Source organism: Pseudomonas brassicacearum (assembly GCF_009601685.2).
Lineage (GTDB): Bacteria > Pseudomonadota > Gammaproteobacteria > Pseudomonadales > Pseudomonadaceae > Aquipseudomonas > Aquipseudomonas kilonensis_B.
On sequence record NZ_CP045701.2, the window covers coordinates 979,564 to 998,859 of the forward strand.

The 19,296-nt window shown below is 60.4% G+C and carries 15 protein-coding genes and 1 tRNA gene; 12 read left to right on the forward strand and 4 right to left on the reverse strand.

The window, feature by feature from the left end; translation table 11 throughout:
• Window positions 1-14 precede the first annotated feature (14 nt).
• The 6 genes from infB to GFU70_RS04175 all read left to right on the forward strand — a co-directional run bounded on the left by infB (window position 15) and on the right by GFU70_RS04175 (window position 6,930).
• Window positions 15-2,534 (forward strand): translation initiation factor IF-2, encoded by a 2,520-nt coding sequence (gene infB / locus GFU70_RS04150; RefSeq protein ID WP_058543784.1) that lies wholly within the window; start codon window positions 15-17, stop codon window positions 2,532-2,534.
• A 159-nt stretch (window positions 2,535-2,693) separates the two neighbouring features.
• On the forward strand, window positions 2,694-3,095 hold the full coding sequence (gene rbfA, locus GFU70_RS04155; protein ID WP_003177871.1) for a 30S ribosome-binding factor RbfA: 402 nt from the start codon (window positions 2,694-2,696) through the stop codon (window positions 3,093-3,095).
• Window positions 3,096-3,098: 3 nt separating this feature from the next.
• A complete protein-coding gene (truB, locus tag GFU70_RS04160; protein WP_014336577.1) occupies window positions 3,099-4,016 on the forward strand; it encodes a tRNA pseudouridine(55) synthase TruB in 918 nt (305 codons plus the stop codon).
• Between the two features lie 143 nt (window positions 4,017-4,159).
• On the forward strand, window positions 4,160-4,429 hold the full coding sequence (gene rpsO, locus GFU70_RS04165) for a 30S ribosomal protein S15 (RefSeq protein WP_003197723.1): 270 nt from the start codon (window positions 4,160-4,162) through the stop codon (window positions 4,427-4,429).
• Window positions 4,430-4,623: 194 nt separating this feature from the next.
• Complete coding sequence (gene pnp / locus GFU70_RS04170) at window positions 4,624-6,729, forward strand: polyribonucleotide nucleotidyltransferase (RefSeq protein ID WP_058543783.1); 2,106 nt, start codon at window positions 4,624-4,626, stop codon at window positions 6,727-6,729.
• A gap of 125 nt (window positions 6,730-6,854) precedes the next feature.
• Window positions 6,855-6,930: transfer RNA gene (locus tag GFU70_RS04175), tRNA-Thr, on the forward strand.
• 9 nt (window positions 6,931-6,939) lie between these two features.
• Here GFU70_RS04175 and GFU70_RS04180 read toward each other — a convergent pair.
• Window positions 6,940-7,488, reverse strand: a complete 549-nt coding sequence (locus GFU70_RS04180; RefSeq protein WP_153387642.1) for a hypothetical protein — start codon at window positions 7,486-7,488, stop codon at window positions 6,940-6,942.
• A gap of 305 nt (window positions 7,489-7,793) precedes the next feature.
• Here GFU70_RS04180 and GFU70_RS04185 point away from each other — a divergent pair, with 305 nt between their 5' ends.
• Both GFU70_RS04185 and ltrA read left to right on the forward strand, forming a co-directional pair.
• On the forward strand, window positions 7,794-8,099 hold the full coding sequence (locus GFU70_RS04185) for a DUF6388 family protein (protein WP_153387643.1): 306 nt from the start codon (window positions 7,794-7,796) through the stop codon (window positions 8,097-8,099).
• Between the two features lie 559 nt (window positions 8,100-8,658).
• Window positions 8,659-9,957 (forward strand): group II intron reverse transcriptase/maturase, encoded by a 1,299-nt coding sequence (gene ltrA, locus GFU70_RS04190; protein ID WP_153387644.1) that lies wholly within the window; start codon window positions 8,659-8,661, stop codon window positions 9,955-9,957.
• Window positions 9,958-10,028: 71 nt separating this feature from the next.
• Here the strand turns inward: ltrA and nadC are convergent, their stop codons facing one another.
• A complete protein-coding gene (gene nadC, locus GFU70_RS04195) occupies window positions 10,029-10,877 on the reverse strand; it encodes a carboxylating nicotinate-nucleotide diphosphorylase (RefSeq protein ID WP_058543957.1) in 849 nt (282 codons plus the stop codon).
• Window positions 10,878-11,104: 227 nt separating this feature from the next.
• Here nadC and GFU70_RS04200 point away from each other — a divergent pair, with 227 nt between their 5' ends.
• From GFU70_RS04200 to GFU70_RS29005, 4 genes are all read left to right on the forward strand, one after another.
• Window positions 11,105-13,318, forward strand: coding sequence for a DUF1631 domain-containing protein (locus GFU70_RS04200; protein WP_153387645.1), 2,214 nt, complete (start codon window positions 11,105-11,107; stop codon window positions 13,316-13,318).
• A 64-nt stretch (window positions 13,319-13,382) separates the two neighbouring features.
• Complete coding sequence (ampD, locus tag GFU70_RS04205) at window positions 13,383-13,943, forward strand: 1,6-anhydro-N-acetylmuramyl-L-alanine amidase AmpD (protein WP_058543955.1); 561 nt, start codon at window positions 13,383-13,385, stop codon at window positions 13,941-13,943.
• On the forward strand, window positions 13,940-14,776 hold the full coding sequence (gene ampE, locus GFU70_RS04210; RefSeq protein WP_058543954.1) for a regulatory signaling modulator protein AmpE: 837 nt from the start codon (window positions 13,940-13,942) through the stop codon (window positions 14,774-14,776). The genes ampD and ampE overlap by 4 nt, the downstream gene beginning before the upstream one ends.
• A 1,621-nt stretch (window positions 14,777-16,397) precedes the next feature.
• Window positions 16,398-17,102: a methyl-accepting chemotaxis protein gene (locus tag GFU70_RS29005; RefSeq protein WP_413468848.1), complete on the forward strand. Its 705-nt coding sequence runs from the start codon at window positions 16,398-16,400 to the stop codon at window positions 17,100-17,102.
• Between the two features lie 120 nt (window positions 17,103-17,222).
• Here GFU70_RS29005 and GFU70_RS04220 read toward each other — a convergent pair whose 3' ends face one another.
• Both GFU70_RS04220 and cra read right to left on the reverse strand, forming a co-directional pair.
• On the reverse strand, window positions 17,223-17,999 hold the full coding sequence (locus tag GFU70_RS04220) for a TatD family hydrolase (RefSeq protein WP_153387647.1): 777 nt from the start codon (window positions 17,997-17,999) through the stop codon (window positions 17,223-17,225).
• Window positions 18,000-18,019: 20 nt separating this feature from the next.
• Complete coding sequence (gene cra / locus GFU70_RS04225; RefSeq protein WP_058543951.1) at window positions 18,020-19,015, reverse strand: catabolite repressor/activator; 996 nt, start codon at window positions 19,013-19,015, stop codon at window positions 18,020-18,022.
• Window positions 19,016-19,296 lie beyond the last annotated feature (281 nt).

Sequence of the window (19,296 nt, forward strand, 5' to 3'; positions counted from 1 at the left end):
GAGGAGAGAAGTGCATGACGCAAGTCACGGTGAAACAACTGGCCGATGAGGTCAAAACACCGGTAGAGCGCCTGTTGCAGCAGATGCGTGAGGCAGGTCTGCCGCACACCGCCGCCGAGGAACATGTGACCGACAGTGAGAAGCAGTCCCTGCTGACTCACCTGAAGAGCAGTCACAAGGCGAAAGTGGAAGAACCGCGCAAGATCACTCTGCAGCGTAAAACCACCAGCACCCTGCGTGTTGCCGGTAGCAAAAGCATCAGCGTTGAAGTACGCAAGAAGAAAGTCTTCGTACAGCGCAGCCCGGAAGAAATCGAAGCCGAGCGCAAACGCGAACAGGAAGAACGTCGCGCAGTAGAAAATGCTGCTCGTCAGAAGGCTGAAGAAGAAGCCAAGCGTCGCGCCGAAGAAGAAGCGCGTCGCCAGCCTGCTGCTGCGCAAGCCGCTCCGGTAGAAGCCGTCGAGGCTACTGCCCCGGTAGCCGAACCTGCGCGCGAAGCCGCTCCAGTCGTGGCGCCGGCGCCGGCTCCAGCCGATACCCGCAAGCGCGACGAGCAGCGTCGTCCCGACAAACCACGTGCCGACGACAACCGTCGTGGCAGTGGCGATGGCGAGCGCAAGAACGCTCCTCATCGTGCTTCGGTCAAGGAAAAGGCGCCGGCACCCCGTGTTGCGCCACGTACCACCGACGAAGAAAGCGACGGCTTCCGTCGTGGCGGTCGCGGCAAGGCCAAGCTGAAGAAACGCAACGCCCACGGTTTCCAGAGCCCTACCGGCCCTGTCGTGCGTGAAGTGAAGATCGGCGAGACCATCACTGTGGGCGATCTGGCCCAGCAGATGTCGGTCAAGGCTGCTGAAATCATCAAGTTCATGTTCAAGCTGGGTACGCCAGCCACCATCAACCAGGTACTGGACCAGGAAACTGCCCAACTGGTTGCTGAAGAGCTGGGCCACAAAGTGACCCTGGTCAGCGACACCGCCCTGGAAGATTCCCTGGCCGAGTCCCTGAAGTTTGAAGGTGAGGCGGTTTCCCGTGCACCGGTCGTGACCGTAATGGGCCACGTCGACCACGGTAAAACGTCCCTGCTCGACTATATTCGTCGTGCGAAGGTTGCAGCAGGTGAGGCTGGCGGTATTACCCAGCACATCGGCGCCTACCACGTTGAAACCGACCGCGGCATGGTGACGTTCCTCGACACCCCGGGTCACGCCGCGTTTACCGCGATGCGTGCCCGTGGTGCCAAGGCGACCGACATCGTGATCCTGGTAGTTGCAGCGGACGACGGCGTGATGCCGCAAACCATCGAAGCCGTTCAGCATGCCAAGGCAGCTGGCGTACCTCTGGTGGTTGCGGTGAACAAGATCGACAAGCCGGGCGCCGATCTCGATCGCATCCGTAGCGAACTGTCGGTTCATGGCGTGACTTCCGAAGAGTGGGGTGGCGACACTCCATTCGTACCGGTCTCGGCGAAGATGGGTACCGGCGTTGACGAACTGCTCGAAGCCGTTCTGTTGCAAGCCGAGGTTCTGGAATTGACCGCTACGCCTTCGGCTCCTGGCCGTGGTGTGGTCGTTGAATCGCGCCTCGACAAGGGCCGTGGCCCGGTTGCGACCGTCCTGGTCCAGGACGGTACGTTGCGTCAAGGCGACATGGTGCTGGTCGGCTCGAACTATGGCCGCGTGCGCGCCATGCTCGACGAGAACGGCAAGCCAATCAAGGAAGCCGGTCCCGCTATCCCGGTCGAGATCCTCGGCCTGGACGGCACCCCGGACGCTGGCGACGAGATGAGCGTTGTGGCTGACGAGAAGAAAGCCCGTGAAGTGGCTCTGTTCCGTCAAGGCAAGTTCCGCGAAGTCAAACTGGCTCGTGCTCACGCTGGCAAGCTGGAAAACATCTTCGAGAACATGGGCCAGGAAGAGAAGAAGACGCTCAACATCGTCCTCAAGTCCGACGTCCGTGGCTCGCTCGAAGCGTTGAACGGCGCCTTGAACGGCCTGGGTAACGACGAAGTGCAAGTGCGTGTGGTCGGTGGCGGTGTCGGTGGTATCACCGAATCCGACGCCAACCTGGCACTGGCCTCCAACGCTGTACTGTTCGGCTTCAACGTGCGTGCCGATGCCGGCGCTCGCAAGATCGTCGAGCAGGAAGGCCTGGATATGCGTTACTACAACGTGATCTACGACATCATCGAAGACGTCAAGAAAGCGTTGACCGGTATGCTGGGCAGCGACGTCCGGGAGAACATCCTGGGTGTGGCCGAAGTTCGCGACGTGTTCCGTTCGCCGAAGTTTGGTGCCATCGCCGGTTGCATGGTGATCGAGGGTGTTGTTCACCGTAACCGTCCGATCCGTGTACTGCGTGAAGACATCGTGATCTTCGAAGGCGAGCTGGAATCCCTGCGCCGCTTCAAGGATGACGCTTCCGAAGTACGTGCCGGCATGGAATGCGGTATTGGCGTCAAGAGCTACAACGACGTCAAGGTCGGCGACAAGATCGAAGTCTTCGAGAAGGTCCAGGTTGCTCGCAGCCTCTAACTCGCGTACTTCAAGAGCCGCACCGGGCAGCCGCATGAACATGCGCTGCCTGGTTGGCGGACTCTAAACGCAACGCCCGGTCTGGCTTTTGCCAGGCCGGGCGTTTGCCGCTTTCAGACCTTGCGGGTTTCACCGTGGGGCAGTAACAGGTAACAAGACATGGCAAAAGAATACAGCCGTACCCAACGAATCGGCGATCAGATGCAGCGTGAGCTGGCCCAACTGATCCGTCGCGAAGTCAAAGACCCGCGCGTCGGCCTGGTCACCATTACCGCAGTGGAAGTCAGCCGTGACGTCGGTCATGCCAAGATTTTCATCACCGTGATGGGCCAGGACAGCGCCGAAGAAATCGCCCAGAGCATCAAGGTGCTCAACTCGGCCGCCGGCTTCCTGCGTATGCAGCTGGCCCGGGAGATGAAGTTGCGCAGCGTCCCTCAGTTGCACTTCCACTACGACGAAAGCGTCGTGCGGGGTGCGCATCTGTCGGCCCTGATCGAACGCGCCGTGGCTGAAGACAGTCAGCACCCGGTTGCGGCTGAACCCGAAGACACCAAGGAGTAATCGGTGGCTCAGGTCAAACGTATCCGTCGTAACGTCAGCGGTATCATCCTGCTCGACAAGCCGCTGGGGTTCACGTCCAACGCGGCGTTGCAGAAGGTTCGCTGGCTGCTCAATGCTGAAAAGGCCGGGCATACCGGTAGCCTCGATCCGCTGGCCACCGGCGTGTTGCCGTTGTGCTTTGGCGAGGCGACCAAGTTCTCCCAGTACCTGCTCGATTCTGACAAGGGCTATGAGACCCTGGCGCAGCTGGGCAAGACCACCACCACGGCAGATGCCGAAGGTGAGGTTTTGCTGGAGCGCCCGGTGACCGTTGGTCAGGCAGATATCGAAGCGGTGTTGCCGAAATTTCGCGGGCAAATCAGCCAGATACCGCCGATGTACTCGGCTCTGAAGCGTGATGGCCAGCCGTTGTATAAATTGGCCCGTGCAGGCGAAGTAGTGGAGCGGGAACCGCGTTCTGTTACTATTGCGCGCTTGGAATTGCTGGCCTTTGACGGTAATACTGCGCGGCTGGCCGTGGACTGCAGCAAAGGCACCTATATCCGGACCCTGGTGGAGGATATCGGTGAACAGCTCGGCTGTGGCGCGTACGTGGCAGAATTGCGACGGACCCAGGCCGGGCCTTTCACGTTGGCCCAGACGGTCACGCTGGAAGAGCTTGAAGCGGTACATGCCGAAGGCGGCAACGAAGCGGTCGACCGTTTCCTGATGCCATCGGACAGCGGGTTGCTGGACTGGCCGCTGTTGCAGTTTTCGGAACACAGCGCGTTCTACTGGCTCAACGGCCAGCCGGTACGCGCCCCGGATGCGCCGAAGTTCGGCATGGTCCGGGTACAGGATCACAACGGTCGCTTCATCGGTATCGGTGAAGTGAGCGAAGACGGGCGTATTGCGCCGCGTCGATTGATTCGGTCGGAATGACCGGAACCAGCCTGCCTGACAGCAGGTTGGCGAGTGTGGCTGTTAACAGGCACGGTCACTACTCATTTATAGATACAGGGATTTGTCCCTGGCCTGTTGAAGCTGTTTCCTTGAAACAGTTTCCTGACTAAAAGGATTGCCTCATGGCTCTCGACGTTCAAGAAAAAGCTCAAATCGTAGCTGACTACCAGCAAGCTGTTGGTGACACTGGTTCGCCAGAAGTGCAAGTTGCACTGCTGACCCACAACATCAACAAACTGCAAGGTCACTTCAAGGCCAACGGTAAAGATCACCACTCCCGTCGTGGTCTGATCCGCATGGTAAACCAGCGTCGTAAGCTGCTGGACTACCTGAAAGGCAAGGACGTGAGCCGTTACAGCGCTCTGATCGCTCGCCTGGGTCTGCGTCGCTAATCAGCGATTGCGCTAGAGGTTGGTGGTCTGTCGTACGTCAGTGGGTTTTCCGCTGGCGCATGGCAGGCTCCCAGCCTCAAGTTTTATCTGGATACACGTTTTACCCTGGACAGACGTCGGGCCGATTCCCGTCACTGCCCAAGAATTTCGCAAGAAGACAAGTTCCCCAAGAGCCACAAAGAAGGTAGGACACCGTGAACCCGGTAATCAAAAAATTCCAATTCGGTCAGTCGACCGTTACCCTCGAGACTGGCCGCATCGCCCGTCAGGCCTCCGGCGCAGTGCTGGTCACCGTTGACGACGACGTCAGCGTATTGGTGACCGTTGTCGGTGCCAAGCAAGCCGATCCAGGCAAGGGCTTCTTCCCTCTGTCTGTTCACTACCAGGAAAAGACTTACGCTGCCGGTAAGATCCCTGGCGGTTTCTTCAAGCGCGAAGGCCGTCCTTCCGAGAAAGAAACCCTGACTTCCCGACTGATCGACCGTCCGATCCGTCCGCTGTTCCCAGAAGGCTTCATGAACGAAGTGCAGGTTGTCTGCACCGTCGTCTCCACCAGCAAGAAAACCGATCCGGACATCGCTGCGATGATCGGTACCTCGGCTGCCCTGGCGATCTCCGGCATTCCTTTCGATGGCCCGATCGGCGCTGCCCGCGTCGCGTTCCACGAAAGCACCGGCTACCTGCTGAACCCGACCTACGAGCAACTGAAGGCTTCGAGCCTGGACATGGTCGTGGCCGGTACTTCCGAAGCCGTGCTGATGGTTGAATCCGAAGCCAAGGAACTGACCGAAGACCAGATGCTGGGCGCCGTGCTGTTCGCCCACGACGAGTTCCAGGTGGTGATCAACGCCGTCAAGGAACTGGCCGCCGAAGCCGCCAAGCCAACCTGGGCCTGGGCTCCGCAAGCCGAAGCCACCGAACTGCTGGGTGCGATCCGTGCCGAGTTCGGCGAAGCGATCTCCCAAGCCTACACCATCACCGTCAAGGCCGACCGTTACGCACGCCTGGGCGAGCTGAAAGACCAGGTCGTTGCCAAGCTGTCCGGCGAAGAAGGCCAGCCATCGGCCAGCGACGTCAAAGCCGCTTTCGGTGAAATCGAATACCGCACCGTTCGCGAAAACATCGTCAACGGCAAGCCGCGTATCGACGGTCGCGACACCCGCACCGTACGTCCGCTGAACATCGAAGTCGGCGTCCTGCCGAAGACCCACGGTTCGGCACTGTTCACCCGTGGCGAAACCCAGGCGCTGGTCGTTGCAACACTGGGCACCGCCCGTGACGCGCAACTGCTGGACACCCTGGAAGGCGAAAAGAAAGACCCGTTCATGCTGCACTACAACTTCCCTCCGTTCTCGGTGGGCGAGTGTGGTCGCATGGGTGGCGCTGGTCGTCGCGAAATCGGTCACGGCCGTCTGGCCCGTCGTTCGGTCCAGGCCATGCTGCCAGCCGCTGACGTGTTCCCGTACACCATTCGCGTGGTATCGGAAATCACCGAGTCCAACGGTTCGAGCTCGATGGCTTCGGTCTGTGGCGCTTCCCTGGCCCTGATGGACGCTGGTGTGCCGATGAAGGCGCCGGTTGCCGGTATCGCCATGGGTCTGGTCAAAGAGGGCGAGAAGTTCGCCGTCCTGACCGACATCCTGGGTGACGAAGACCACCTGGGCGACATGGACTTCAAAGTGGCCGGTACCGCCAAAGGCGTCACCGCACTGCAGATGGACATCAAGATCAAGGGCATCACCGAAGAGATCATGGAAATCGCCCTGGGCCAGGCCCTGGAAGCGCGCCTGAACATCCTCGGCCAGATGAACCAGATCATCGGTCAGTCCCGTACCGAACTGTCGGAAAACGCTCCGACCATGATCGCGATGAAAATCGACACCGACAAAATCCGTGATGTCATCGGTAAAGGCGGCGCGACCATCCGTGCGATCTGCGAAGAAACCAAGGCTTCGATCGACATCGAAGACGACGGTTCGATCAAGATCTTCGGCGAAACCAAGGAAGCGGCAGAAGCAGCACGCCAGCGCGTCCTGGGGATCACCGCAGAAGCCGAGATCGGCAAGATCTACGTCGGCAAGGTTGAGCGCATCGTCGACTTCGGCGCGTTCGTCAACATCCTGCCGGGCAAGGACGGTCTGGTTCACATCTCCATGCTGAGCGATGCTCGCGTCGAGAAAGTGACCGACATCCTCAAAGAAGGCCAGGAAGTGGAAGTGCTGGTATTGGACGTGGACAACCGCGGCCGTATCAAGCTGTCCATCAAGGACGTCGCAGCAGCCAAGGCATCGGGCGTTTAATCACCCCTTCGCCTGACCGCTGAACAAGCAAACGCCCCGACTGGTTCGGGGCGTTTTGCTGTGTGGTGAAAATCCCTGCGTCGCGGGTTGCCTGGCCACAGGGGACGGTGCTAGGTTTAGCCACCGCCCGTGTAGCTCAGTCGGTAGAGCAGCGCACTCGTAACGCGAAGGTCGCAGGTTCGATTCCTGTCTCGGGCACCATCCCCCTCGTTATTTCACTTTCCTGCTCAGCTCCTCGACCGTGCGTTTGAGCTGATCCATCTCGCGATCCTGATCGCTGAGCTCCCGTTTCAGGGACGAAATCTCGCTGTTGCTCGAATTCGAACTGGAGCCGCTATTGCGCTTGAGTTCTTCCACTTGCTTGCCCAGATCGTTCAGGTCGCGTTCCTGTTCCTTGATGGTGCGCTTGAGTTCGTCGATCTCCTTGCTGCTGGAGGTGGAACTGGAGCCACTGTTGCGCTTGAGTTCTTCGATCTGACGGGCCTGCTCGCTGAGGACGCGTTTCTGGCTTTCCAGTTCCTCGGCGTTGTTCTTCACGGTTTTTGGCAGGTTTTCCAAGGCGCTGACGCTGACATCGGTCTTGACGAGTACGTACTTATCAAATCGGTCATAACGAAGGGCAGGAATGGCGTCGTTGGAAGACGGCCCATCGGAGGAGACTTCAACAGCCGCTTGAGCAATGCCGGTCAAGGTCAGGCTGCCGAGCAGCAAGGTCGCGGTAGCAAGCCGGGTCAACGAACGTTTCGAAAAGCTGCGCATCACTGGGGTTCCTTGTGAAGTGCCGGTATGGCACATGGCTACGACTGGTTATTTTGACAGATGTTCCCAAGCTCCCCTGGTTTCTCATGCGCATTTTTTTTTGTGGGATAGATGTAAAGAACCGTGTAAATCGTCGGCAAAACGTCCTATATTCAATGCCTGCATGTGCATCGCCCAGCAGTTTTCAGATGATCCCCGAATGGTTCTGAAGGCCAGATAAACCGGGCTTCACACGGTTTTTTTGCGTCAGAGAGATCCTTGATGATCCAGATCCATCTTCCATTCCCCAGATCAACGAGAACGCCATGACTGTTAAAGAATTGTCCCAGGAAGCCAGGCACGAAGAAGCGCTGAAAAAATACGTATTGGATGCGCCCCAGTTGCTGGAAGAGATCAAGGACTTGTCTGCCGACGATCAAAAAGACCAGATCCAATGGGCGTTCGAGGACGAGGCCGAAGCCCAGGGGCTGCAACCTTGGGAGCTGACGCTCAAGTACACCAGCGCACCTGAAGAATTCGAGGCACAGCGCCTTGCCTTGCACAAGGAAGCGGCCGAGGTGTTGGGTGTGGAATGGGATGAGTACTGCGAGATGAACAATCTGGTGGTCTGAAAAAAACGCCAGTCTTCAAGGCTGGCGTTTTTTGTTGGTGCGCCAGGCATGGCGCGTTGCGCGTAAGCGCAACCAGCTTGGCTGTGGTGGCCACGCTGGTGACTTGGAGGTGCAAGTCCTCTACACACCCGGCAAGGGGAAGTGTTAGCCAGAGGCAAGGGTGTCGCGGGTGACTGCGAATCTGAAGGAAGCCCGAGGCAAAATGCTGGCCTGACGAACAGGAAGCGGATAGAGGCGGCGCAGCGGGGTAAGAAGGCCAACATCTTCAAAGCCCAATACTTGCACGGAACGCTGTGACGTAGATCCGACAGGCATAAGCAGGAAGGTCGCGCGAATTACCCTGGGAGATCTGCAGGCTTGCCACTGTGCTACCGAGCGTCGAGAGGCGACGGGATGAGCGTGCAGAAGTCAGCTGAAGCCGTAGTAATCGCCGAAACCGGGGCGATGAAGGGCCGAACAGGTTATGCCGCCAGTAGGCGTCAGAGTCTCGTCGAATGTTGAAGTGTGGAATATTCTCTAAGAGAAGACTGCTACCCCAAGCTCCGGACGGTATCCGAGGGTGACGACTGGCAGGGCACAAACATCGGCGGCGTCTGTGACGTGGACGAACGCGGAGCCGGACACGCTGATGGAGCGGGTGCTTGTGCCCGCCAACCTGCGGCGTGCGTACCAACGCGTGGTCAGCAACAAGGGCGCACCGGGTGCCGATGGCATGACGGTGGAGCAATTGGCGGACTACACGAATCAGTATTGGCCGATCCTCAAGGCTCGGCTGCTGGCCGGCGAGTATCACCCGCAAGGTGTGCGCGCCGTCGAAATCCCCAAACCCAAAGGTGGAACACGGCAGTTGGGCATTCCCAACGTCGTGGATCGTCTGATCCAACAGGCCTTGCTGCAACAGCTCACGCCGATTTTCGACCCTCTGTTCTCGGACTACAGCTACGGCTTTCGCCCGGGTAGAAGCGCTCATCAAGCCATCGAAACAGCCCGCACCCATGTGGCGGCGGGCCACCGCTGGTGCGTGGAGCTCGATCTGGAGAAGTTCTTTGATCGGGTCAACCACGATGTCGAAGACAAGCGGGTGCTCAGGCTGATCCGTTGTTACCTCGAAGCTGGAGTCATGTCGGGTGGGGTCGTCAGCCGCCGGCAGGAGGGGGCGCCGCAAGGCGGCCCGCTCTCGCCGCTGCTGTCGAACATCCTGCTCAACGAACTCGACCGCGAATTGGAACGGCGGGGCCATCGCTTCGTGCGTTATGCCGATGATGCGAACATTTATGTGCGCAGTCGTCGTGCTGGCGAACGGGTGTTGGCCGGGGTTGAGCGCTTCCTGAGCCGGCGACTGAAACTAGCGCTGAATCGGGAAAAGAGCCGTGTGGCGCGGCCCTGGGTCTGTGACTACCTGGGTTATGGGATGAGTTGGCATAAACAGCCGAAGCTGAAAGTGGCGACGCTGAGCCTAGGGCGCTTGCGCGACCGGCTCAGAGCGCTGTTGCGTGGGGCACGTGGTCACAAGATGGCGGATGTCATTGACCGGATAAACCCCGTGCTGCTTGGCTGGGCGGGCTACTTCAAGCGCAGTCAGAACAAGCGAGCCCTTGAGGAACTGGACGGTTGGGTACGACGTAAGCTTCGATGTGTCATCTGGCGCCAATGGAAGCAGCCCTCGACGAGGGCGCGCAACCTGATACGCCTAGGCCTTAGCGAAGCGCGAGCCTGTACATCAGCATTCAACGGGCGAGGCCCATGGTGGAACTCGGGAGCGTCACATATGAATCAGGCGCTACCGAAGAAACTGTGGAATCAGCTCGGATTGCTCTCGATACTGGATACGATAAACCGGCTTAGCCGTGTAACCTGAACCGCCGTATACGGAACCGTACGTACGGTGGTGTGAGAGGACGGCGGCTGTAAGGCCGCCTCCTACTCGATTCAGAGGCTCAAGCGCATCGACAGATCCACTGCCTTCACATCCTTGGTCATTGCGCCGATCGAGATGTAGTCCACCCCTGTCTCGGCAATCGGGCGCAACGTGCTTTCGTTGATCCCGCCGCTGGCTTCCAGTTTCGCCTTGCCGCCATTGAGACGTACGGCTTCACGCATGTCGTCCAGGCTCAACTCGTCGAGCATGATGATGTCGGCGTTGGCCGCCAGCGCTTCTTTCAATTCCGCCAGGCTTTCGACTTCGATTTCCACCGGTTTGCCCGGAGCGATCTTGTGGGCGGCAGCGATGGCCTGGGCGATCCCGCCGCAGGCGGCGATGTGGTTTTCCTTGATCAGGAAGGCATCGTACAGGCCGATGCGGTGGTTGTGGCAGCCACCGCAGGTGACCGCGTACTTCTGGGCCAGACGCAGCCCGGGCAGGGTCTTGCGAGTGTCCAGAAGCTTGACCTGGGTACCGGTGACAAAGTCGGCCAGGTAACGAGCCCGCGTGGCAACGCCGGAAAGCATTTGCAGGAAGTTCAGCGCGCTGCGTTCGCCGGTCAGCAGCGAGCGGGCCGGACCTTCCAGGTGGAACAGCGCTTGATCGGGTTTGACCCGTTCGCCGTCGGCTACTTGCCAATGCACCGCGACACGCGGGTCCAGTTGCCGGAATACGGCATCGACCCAGGCCGTGCCACTGATGACTGCCGCGTCGCGGGTGATGATGGTGGCCTTGGCCAGGCGTTCAGCGGGGATCAGTTGCGCAGTGATGTCGCCGCTGCCGATGTCTTCAAGCAACGCACGGCGCACGTTGGCTTCGATTTCGGCGGTCAGATCGGCGAGGCGTAGATTCGGCATAACGGGCTCCACAAACAAAGTGGCCTGATTATAGGGTGTCGAAACCTGCATTTGGTCGCGTCCTCGCAACATTTCCTCATTTCCCCGGTCACTTATTGCGCCGTATTTCGAGATGGATCACAGAGTGTGCTGGTGCGACGGGGTTCTTTTACCTGATAATCCGCCTTTCGATTGACGTCATAGCTTTGACGTCTCGAGCCGAAGCAAAGCTGTTTCAGGAGGCCAGGATGCACAACGACGGGAATGTAGTGCCTTTGCACAAGGTCGCTACCGATCAGGCGAATCCTTCGCCGCTCGCCCGCCTGCCTGTGATTCTGCTTCAGGTTCGCGACAAGGCCGCCCAGCAGTTGCGCCAGGGCTTGCAGGGGCTGTTCGATAACGCCGACGACACTTTGTTTGAAATGGCCGACCGGGCGCGCGATGACGTCGAGCAGAACCTCTACTTCGAGGCCATGCGGGACCTGCGCCTGAAGCGCAAAAGCATCGAGCGTGAATTTATCGAGCAGTTTTTCGAGACCTTCGTCAGCCTCGCCCAGTACGACCTGACCCACGCCACCCTGGCGCCGAACCTGGCGCCAGAGAGTCCAATCCAGCGCTCCCAGGACGAGCTGGAGCGGCATCTGGCGGTCGAGGCGATGGTCACCCGGGTGCTCAGGCGCGATGGCGTGTCGCTGGAGCAACTCACAGCCCGGCTCGGTGTGCTGCTGGCCCGACCGCTGGCCAATCAGCACAATCCCCTGAGCCCGGCACTGCTGTGCGAGAAGTTCCTGCAGGCCGGGCGCAACCTGGGCGTGGAAATCAAGGTCAAGCTGATCCTGCTCAAGCTGTTCGAGCGTTATGTGCTCAGCGATTGCGACCAACTCTATACCGAGGCCAACCAGTTGCTGGCCGCCACAGGTATCCTGCCAGAGCTCAAGGTTACGCTGGCGCGCCGGGCGTCGGATCGCTCCGAGGATAGCCCCAGGCCCAACGCCGAGGTGGCTGCCAAGCCCAGCGATGACGAGGTCGATGACAGCGTGCAGGAAGTGTTCGCCGCCTTGCAGAAACTGTTGATGCAGGTGCGTGGCACTGTCGCGCCGACCCTGGAGCCCAGCGTGCCGCCCCAGCCGATTTCTACCCGTGACCTGCTGCGGTTGCTCTCTCATTTGCAGCAATACGTGCCGGCGCCAACCGCTCACGACGAGTTCGATTTGCGTAGCCAGCTCGAGCAACTGTTGACCCGGGTCAGCGTCAGGAGTGGCAAGTCTCGCGTGGTCGAAGGCGCCGATGAAGACGTGATCAACCTGATCTCGATGATGTTCGAATTCATCCTCGACGATCACAACTTGCCAGACTCTTTCAAGGCCCTGATTGGCCGCCTGCAGATCCCGATGCTCAAGGTCGCGGTGCAGGACAAGAGTTTTTTCAGCCGTGGCAATCATCCGGCCCGGCGACTGCTTAACGAAATTGCGGCCGCGGCCATGGGCTGGGGCGATTGCGACGATCATCAGCGCGACAGCCTCTACCTGCGCATCGACCAGGTGGTGCAGCGCTTATTGAACGATTTTGTCGATGACCCGGCGATTTTCTCCGAGCTGCTGGCCGACTTCCTGGCCTTCACCAGTGACGAGCGCCGCCGCAGTGAGCTGCTCGAACAGCGTATCCGCGATGCCGAAGAGGGCCGGGCCAAGGCCGAGCTGGCGCGCCAGCGCGTCGAAGGGGCGCTGAACCAGGTGATGTTGGGCAAGGTCTTGCCGCAAGCGGTGGTGGAGTTCGTGCAACACGCCTGGAGCCAAGTGTTGCTGCTGACGTGCTTCAAGCATGGCAAGTATTCCGCCGAGTGGCAGGCCGACGTCTTGACCCTGGAGCAATTGATCTGGAGCGTCCAGCCTCACGACGAACCCGATGCCGGCCTGCGTTTGCTGGCGATGGTGCCCGAACTGCTCAAGGCCTTGCGTGACGGCTTGAGTCGCTCGGCGTTCGATCCGTTTGCCACCAGCGAGTTTTTCAGTGAGCTGGAAGCCCTGCATGTGCAGGCGCTCGAGCGCATGGGTCAAGCGACGGAACAGGCCCAGTCGTTCACGTCACCGGTCATGGTCGAGGTGCTGGAAAGAATCGTCTTGCGTCCCCCTCAAAAAACGGCGGGGGAGAGCGTAGCGGTGCATTTGCCGGCCGACGACGTGGGCCTGCTCCAGGTCGACCAGTTGCACCTGGGGAGCTGGGTCGAATTCCAGGAGGACGACGACAACACCCTGCGTTGCAAGCTGGCGGCGATCATCGAGGCCACTGGCAAATACGTATTCGTCAATCGCACCGGCCTCAAGGTGCTGGAGCACAGCCGTACCAGCCTGGCCCTGGAGTTTCGCCGGGGAGCGGCGCGGCTGTTGGACGACACCCTGTTGTTCGATCGCGCGCTGGAGTCGGTGCTGGGCAATCTGCGCCAGCTCAATCGCGGCAAGTGATCGCGCAGGCCGGTCCGATCACGGCATACTGGCGGCTTTCACCGTCGTCATCGAAGGAACCTGTATGCAGTTGGACTCCGCGAGCGGTTGGTGCGAAGGGGTGCGTCATTGCCCATCGCCCAACTTCAATGCGCGCCCCGAAGGCGAAATCTCCCTGCTGGTGATCCACAACATCAGCTTGCCACCGGCACAATTCGCCACGGGCAAGGTGCAGGAATTCTTCCAGAATCGTCTGGATGTCACGGAGCATCCCTACTTTGTCGGTATCGCCGACCTGCGCGTTTCTGCGCATTTTCTGATCGAGCGTGACGGCGCTGTGACCCAGTTTGTCTCTTGTCTGGATCGCGCGTGGCATGCGGGTGTCTCGTGCTTCGAGGGGCGTGAAACCTGTAACGATTTTTCCTTGGGCATCGAGCTTGAGGGCACGGATGATCTGCCGTTCACCGATGCGCAATATGCCGCATTGGTGGACCTGACCCGGCAGTTGCAAGCGGCGTTCAGGGCGATCACAGTGCAGCGTATCTGCGGGCACAGCGACATCGCACCGGGGCGCAAGACCGATCCGGGACCGGCATTCGACTGGGTGCGCTATCGCGCGGCCCTGACAGAAGGGGAAGGACAATGAGTTTTCTGGTGTTGCTGCTGGCCGTCTGGATCGAGAAGTTCTCGGCCTTGCGCCAGCGGGTCCAGCGCGACGGCGGTTGGCTGCACGAGCTGAACAAGCTCGAGGCGAGCCCACGTTGGATCAACCGACCCTGGCTGGTGCTGACGATTTTGGTCCTGCTGCCTGTGGCGCTGCTGGCGTTGCTGCTGTGGGTGCTGGAACCGGTGGCCTACGGTCTGTTGGCGCTGCCGGTGCATTTGCTGGTGGTGATTTACAGCCTGGGACGCGGCGATCTGCTGGCCGGCCTCGGGCCGTTTCGCGACGCGTGGCGTCGAGAAGACCTGCAAGCGGCGGCCCACGTGGCCAAGCGCGACCTGGACATTGAAGCCGATGATGGCGAGCAGTTGCTGGAGCGGGTCCAGGGGCATTTGTTGTGGCAGGCCTACCAGAGCTTTTTCGCGGTGATTTTCTGGTACTTCCTGTTGGGCCCGGTCGCGGCCCTGAGTTATCGACTGCTGGCGCTGGCCGCCGAGCACAGCCAGAACCCCGGCGTGGCCGAGCGGGCCGCGCAAATGCGCCATGCCTTCGATTGGGTACCGGTGCGGTTGCTGGCGGCGAGCTTCGCCCTGGTGGGCAATTTCGTCGCGGTGAGCCGGGTCATGCTGCATGAGCTATTGAACTGGAACATCAGCGCCGCCGCTCTCATCGACAAAGTCGGCCTGGTGGCCGGCGAGATCCCCAGGCCCGTCGCCGGACCGGACGGCATCAACAGCCTGGACCGCCTCTGGGAGTTGCTGCTGCGCGCGGCGGTGCTCTGGTATGCCGGGTTTGCGTTGTGGACGGTGTTGGCCTGATCAATGTAGGCCTAGGAGCTTTTGTGGCGAGAGCTTGCTTGCGCTCGGTTCTGTAGGAGCTGGCGAAGCCTGCGATCTTTTGATCTTTTGATCTTTCGCTTGAGATTCAAGTGTTTTTGGAAAGATCGCAGCCTCGTTGCACTCGACAGCTCCTACACAGCTCCTACACCGTTAACCTTAAGTTACAAATCTCTCCGCCGATTTAGGCTATACAGGAGCAGCGCCCGAATAGTGGCTTTCTGCTCTCTCCGTGCGCGAGCCCATAACAATAAGAACACTACCGGGAGGCTTCCTAGTGAAGAGTTTGCTCTGGCCCGCCGTCGCGCTGATGAACCGCCTGAGCTTCGGCATGAAGTTCAGCCTGATCAGCGTGCTGTTCCTGTTGCCCATGCTGGTGACCAACTTCTTTCTGGTGCGCGATTCCTATCGGGAATTCCAGGGCACGCAAGTGGAGCTGCAAAGCCTCGACCTGCTGGGCAGCAGCCTGATCCTGCGCCGGGACCTGGAAACCCTCAATAACCTGGTGCAGATCAATGCCAGCCTGGGCCAGTCCGGCAAGGCCGGTGATGTGGAGGCGAAGATCGGCAGCCTGGAGCAACAGGTCCTCGCGCGGCTGCAAGGCATGGTCGCCATGGCCGTCGAACCTGAGCAGATCAGTGCCTTCGATGCCAAGCGCGACGAGATGATCGGTGCTTTCAAGGCCCAGCAGGCCGAAAGATCCCTGCAGAGCAAAAGTGCACTGATTGGCAAGTTGCTCAACAGCGCCCAGATGTTCAGCCAGATCATCGCCAGCCAGGCGGGGCTGAGCCGCGACAACCAGAGCGATATCCGCCAGCTCAGTGAGCTGATCATCGGCACGACCCCCAAGGTCACCCAGATACTCGGCGAAGGCCGGGCGCTGGGCGCGTCCTCGTTGGGGCTGGGGTTTCTCAATTCGGCGTCGAGCACCCGTTTCGACGAGTTGCTGGGGCAGATCGAAAAGCTCCAGGGCGAGTACGACTTGAAACTGCAGGACGCCCTCGGCTCCAGTCAGGCTGCCGGACAAACCCTGGCCGCCCAGGCCGACGGCAGCAAGAGCACGCTCAAGAAAGCCTCGGAGCTGATCGAGGAGCAGGTGGTGATGGCTGATACCCTCGATGCGCCGTGGCCGGCATTCTTTGAGCAGGTCAGTGGCTTGATGGAGCAGACCTATCGGCTGAACGAGGCGACCCAGACTTTTCTCGGCGTGCAGTTGCAGCAGCGTCTGGAGCAGAATCGCAGCCACATGGTGCTGCAAGCCGTGGCGTTGGTGCTGGTGTTCCTGTTGATTTTTTACCTGTACGCGGGTTTCTACGCGTCGACCCGCACCACCCTCCAGCACCTGGGCCAGATGATGGACAAGGTGGCAGCGGGGGACATGACGGTCAATTTCGTCGCCCGCAGCAAGGATGAGCTGGGTGAATTGGGGGAAGTGTTCAACGGTACGGTGGCGAAGATCCATGACTTGATCGAGCAGGTCGGCCGCACGGTTGCGGAAGTCGAACGCCAGGCCGGGCAGGTGGAAACGGTATCGGCCCAGAGCAACCAGGCCGTCGCCGGCCAGCGCAGCCAGATCGAACTGGTGGCCACGGCGATGAACCAGATGTCGGCCACGGCCCAGGAGGTTGCCCGCAGTGCCGCCGCCGCCGTGAGCAGTGCCCACAGCGTGAACGACGAAACCCTCAGCGGGCGCGGGCTGGTGGAATCCCAGCAGGGCAGCATCGCCCGCCTGGCCAGCGAGATCGATCAGTCAGTGCAGGTGATCAATCAACTGGCGACCGACAGCCAGGCCATCAGTCGCGTGCTGGATGTGATCAAGAGCATCGCCGAGCAGACCAACCTGCTGGCCCTCAATGCCGCCATCGAAGCGGCCCGGGCCGGTGAGCAGGGGCGCGGCTTTGCGGTGGTGGCCGATGAAGTGCGGACCCTGGCCAAGCGGACCCAGCAATCGACCGAAGAAATCGAAGCGATGATCAGCCGCTTGCACGGCGGTGTCGGCGCCGCGGTCAAGGCGATGGGCACCAGTCATGAGATGGCCAGCGGCACGGTCGGTCAATCGGAAAAGGTCCAGCAGGCCTTGGAAAACATTCTTGGCGCGGTGGGCATGATCGTCGACCAAAACCAACAGATTGCCGCAGCGGTAGAGCAGCAGACGGCCGTGGCCCATGACATCGACCAGAACATCGTCGAGATCAACCGCGCCGGCGAACGCACCGCCGAAGGTGCCCACCAGACCGAAGACGCCAGCCGCGAACTGTCCGCCCAGGTGGTGGTGCTCAAGCAGTTGATCAATGCGTTTCGGGTGTAGTTCCTAGGCCCACCACAGATCCAATGTGGGAGCGGGCTTGCTCGCGATAGCGGTGCATCAGTCGCCAAATAGGTTGCCTGACACTCCGCTTTCGCGAGCAAGCCCGCTCCCACAGGTTTTTTACCAGTTGAACAATGTTCGGGCGTTGCTGGTACTGGCCTCGGCCAATCGTTCTGGGCTGATACCCATGATCCCGGCCAACGCCTCACAAATCGCCGGCAAATGCCCCGGCGTATTACGTTGGCCGGGGAACATCGCCGGGGCCATGTCCGGGGAGTCGGTTTCCAGCACCACCGCGTCCAGCGGCAATTTCGCCAGCACACGGTGCATGCGCAAGGCCTGGGGCCAGGTCGCGGCACCGCCCAGGCCGAGCTTGAAGCCGAGCTTGATGTACTCGCGGGCCTCTTCAAAACTGCCGGCGAAGGCGTGGATGATCCCTGCGCGTTTGGGCCCCGTGCGCTTGAGGGTCGCGATCACGTCGGCATGGCTGCGGCGCACGTGGATCAGTGCTGGCAGTTCGAACTCCACCGCCAGTTGCAGTTGTGCGTCGAACAGCCTCTGCTGACGTTCGCGGTCCAGGGTCGGGATGTAGTAATCCAGGCCGATTTCCCCCACGGCACACAATTGCCGGTGCCCGGCCAGGCGGCTCAGCCACTCGCGCAGTAGCGCCACGTCGTCGGGGCGATGCTGGTCGAGATACACCGGGTGCAGGCCCAGCGCGGCATGCAGGTCCGGGTCGCTTTGCACCAGGTCCCAGACCCGCTGCCAGTTGTCCCGGTACACACCCAGCACCACCATTTGCCGCACGCCCAAGGCGCGGCTTTCGGCCAGCAGTGCCGGGCGGTCCGCGTCGAAGTCCGGGAAATCCAGGTGGGTGTGGGTATCGATCAACTCCATGCATCAATCCTGAAGAAGCTTCAGCCCTGGTGAATACGCTGCTTGAACGTCCGCGCGATGGCCTGCACGCCTGGCTGGTAGTCATCGTTTTCGATGGCCGCCAGGGCCAGTTCCAAGGCTTTTTCGGCGATCAGTTGGTGCTGTTGGGACATGGCATTGACCGGTAGCGGCAGGAAATCCAGCAACTGCGTGTCACCAAACGTGCCCAGGCGCAACGGCCGCGACTTGAGCGGGAAATCGTGAAGGGCGTCGAACACCCCTTGCAGCAGCACATAGGACGTGGTGATCAGCGCATCGGGCAGATGCCCCAGGCGTGCGAGCATTTCATCCATCAACTGGCGGCCGCATTCACGGCTGAACGACTCACCATGCTCGATCAGCACCTGGCCCTCGAACCCGGCCAGTGCTTCGCGAAAACCTGCGGTGCGTTCCTGGCTGATACTCAACTCGGGACGAGCGCTGATCAGCGCGATTTGCCGAGGGTGGGTTTGCAGCAGGCTGCGCGTCAGTTGCAGGCTGGCCTGGCGGTCGTCGCTGATCACCGAGCAGAACCGCGCAGGGTCCATGACCCGGTCGATGGCGATGATCGGAATGCCCTTGGCCTGCAGTTGCTGGTAACTGTCGTCGCCGGTCGGCAGGCAACTGGCGACGATCAGCGCATCGCAGCGGCGGGCACGGAACAACTGCAACAGTTGCCGTTCGCTGTCGGGGGCGTCGTCGGAACTGGCGATCAGCAACTGGTAGCCTCGGGCCCGTGCGCCTTGTTCCAGCAACTTGGCGATGCGTGCGTAACTGGGGTTTTCCAGGTCTGGCAGGATGAAGCCCAGGGTGCGGGTGTGTCGGCTGCGCAGCCCGGCGGCCTGGGGATTGGGCGTGAAGCCGTGTTCCTGGACCACCGCCCGCACCCGTTCGACGGTGGCGCTGCTGATGCGTTGTTGTTCGGCCTTGCCGTTGATGACGTAACTGGCGGTGGTCACGGACACACCGGCCAGTTGGGCAATATCACTGAGTTTCAACCCGGTTTTCCTTGTTTTTTCGAGTTAGCCCCGACGATAAGGGCCATCCTACCCGATTCAAGCTGACGGTCACCGTCCAAACGCTTACGACAAGTTGCACTTCAAGGATGAGAGATTATCGAGTAACGTGCCAATCTTTCTAGATTAAACGTTTCAGCAAGCGTATTTTCAAGGCTAGCAGGATTTTTGGCCCTTCTGCCGTGATCACGCCAAAAATCATCCTGCAACGCTAAGCTGATTCATTCAAAACAATACCTGGCGCCAACCGGACGCCAAAAAGG

What these genes read in the sequence shown, in the direction of transcription:
- ampD (WP_058543955.1), top strand. Translation starts at nt 13,383, where the DNA reads ATGCAGTTGGACTCCGCGAGCGGTTGGTGCGAAGGGGTGCGTCATTGC.
- nadC (WP_058543957.1), bottom strand. Translation starts at nt 10,877, where the DNA reads ATGCCGAATCTACGCCTCGCCGATCTGACCGCCGAAATCGAAGCCAAC.
- GFU70_RS04200 (WP_153387645.1), top strand. Translation starts at nt 11,105, where the DNA reads ATGCACAACGACGGGAATGTAGTGCCTTTGCACAAGGTCGCTACCGAT.
- GFU70_RS29005 (WP_413468848.1), top strand. Translation starts at nt 16,398, where the DNA reads ATGTCGGCCACGGCCCAGGAGGTTGCCCGCAGTGCCGCCGCCGCCGTG.
- GFU70_RS04180 (WP_153387642.1), bottom strand. Translation starts at nt 7,488, where the DNA reads ATGCGCAGCTTTTCGAAACGTTCGTTGACCCGGCTTGCTACCGCGACC.
- GFU70_RS04220 (WP_153387647.1), bottom strand. Translation starts at nt 17,999, where the DNA reads ATGGAGTTGATCGATACCCACACCCACCTGGATTTCCCGGACTTCGAC.
- ampE (WP_058543954.1), top strand. Translation starts at nt 13,940, where the DNA reads ATGAGTTTTCTGGTGTTGCTGCTGGCCGTCTGGATCGAGAAGTTCTCG.
- infB (WP_058543784.1), top strand. Translation starts at nt 15, where the DNA reads ATGACGCAAGTCACGGTGAAACAACTGGCCGATGAGGTCAAAACACCG.
- rbfA (WP_003177871.1), top strand. Translation starts at nt 2,694, where the DNA reads ATGGCAAAAGAATACAGCCGTACCCAACGAATCGGCGATCAGATGCAG.
- GFU70_RS04185 (WP_153387643.1), top strand. Translation starts at nt 7,794, where the DNA reads ATGACTGTTAAAGAATTGTCCCAGGAAGCCAGGCACGAAGAAGCGCTG.
- rpsO (WP_003197723.1), top strand. Translation starts at nt 4,160, where the DNA reads ATGGCTCTCGACGTTCAAGAAAAAGCTCAAATCGTAGCTGACTACCAG.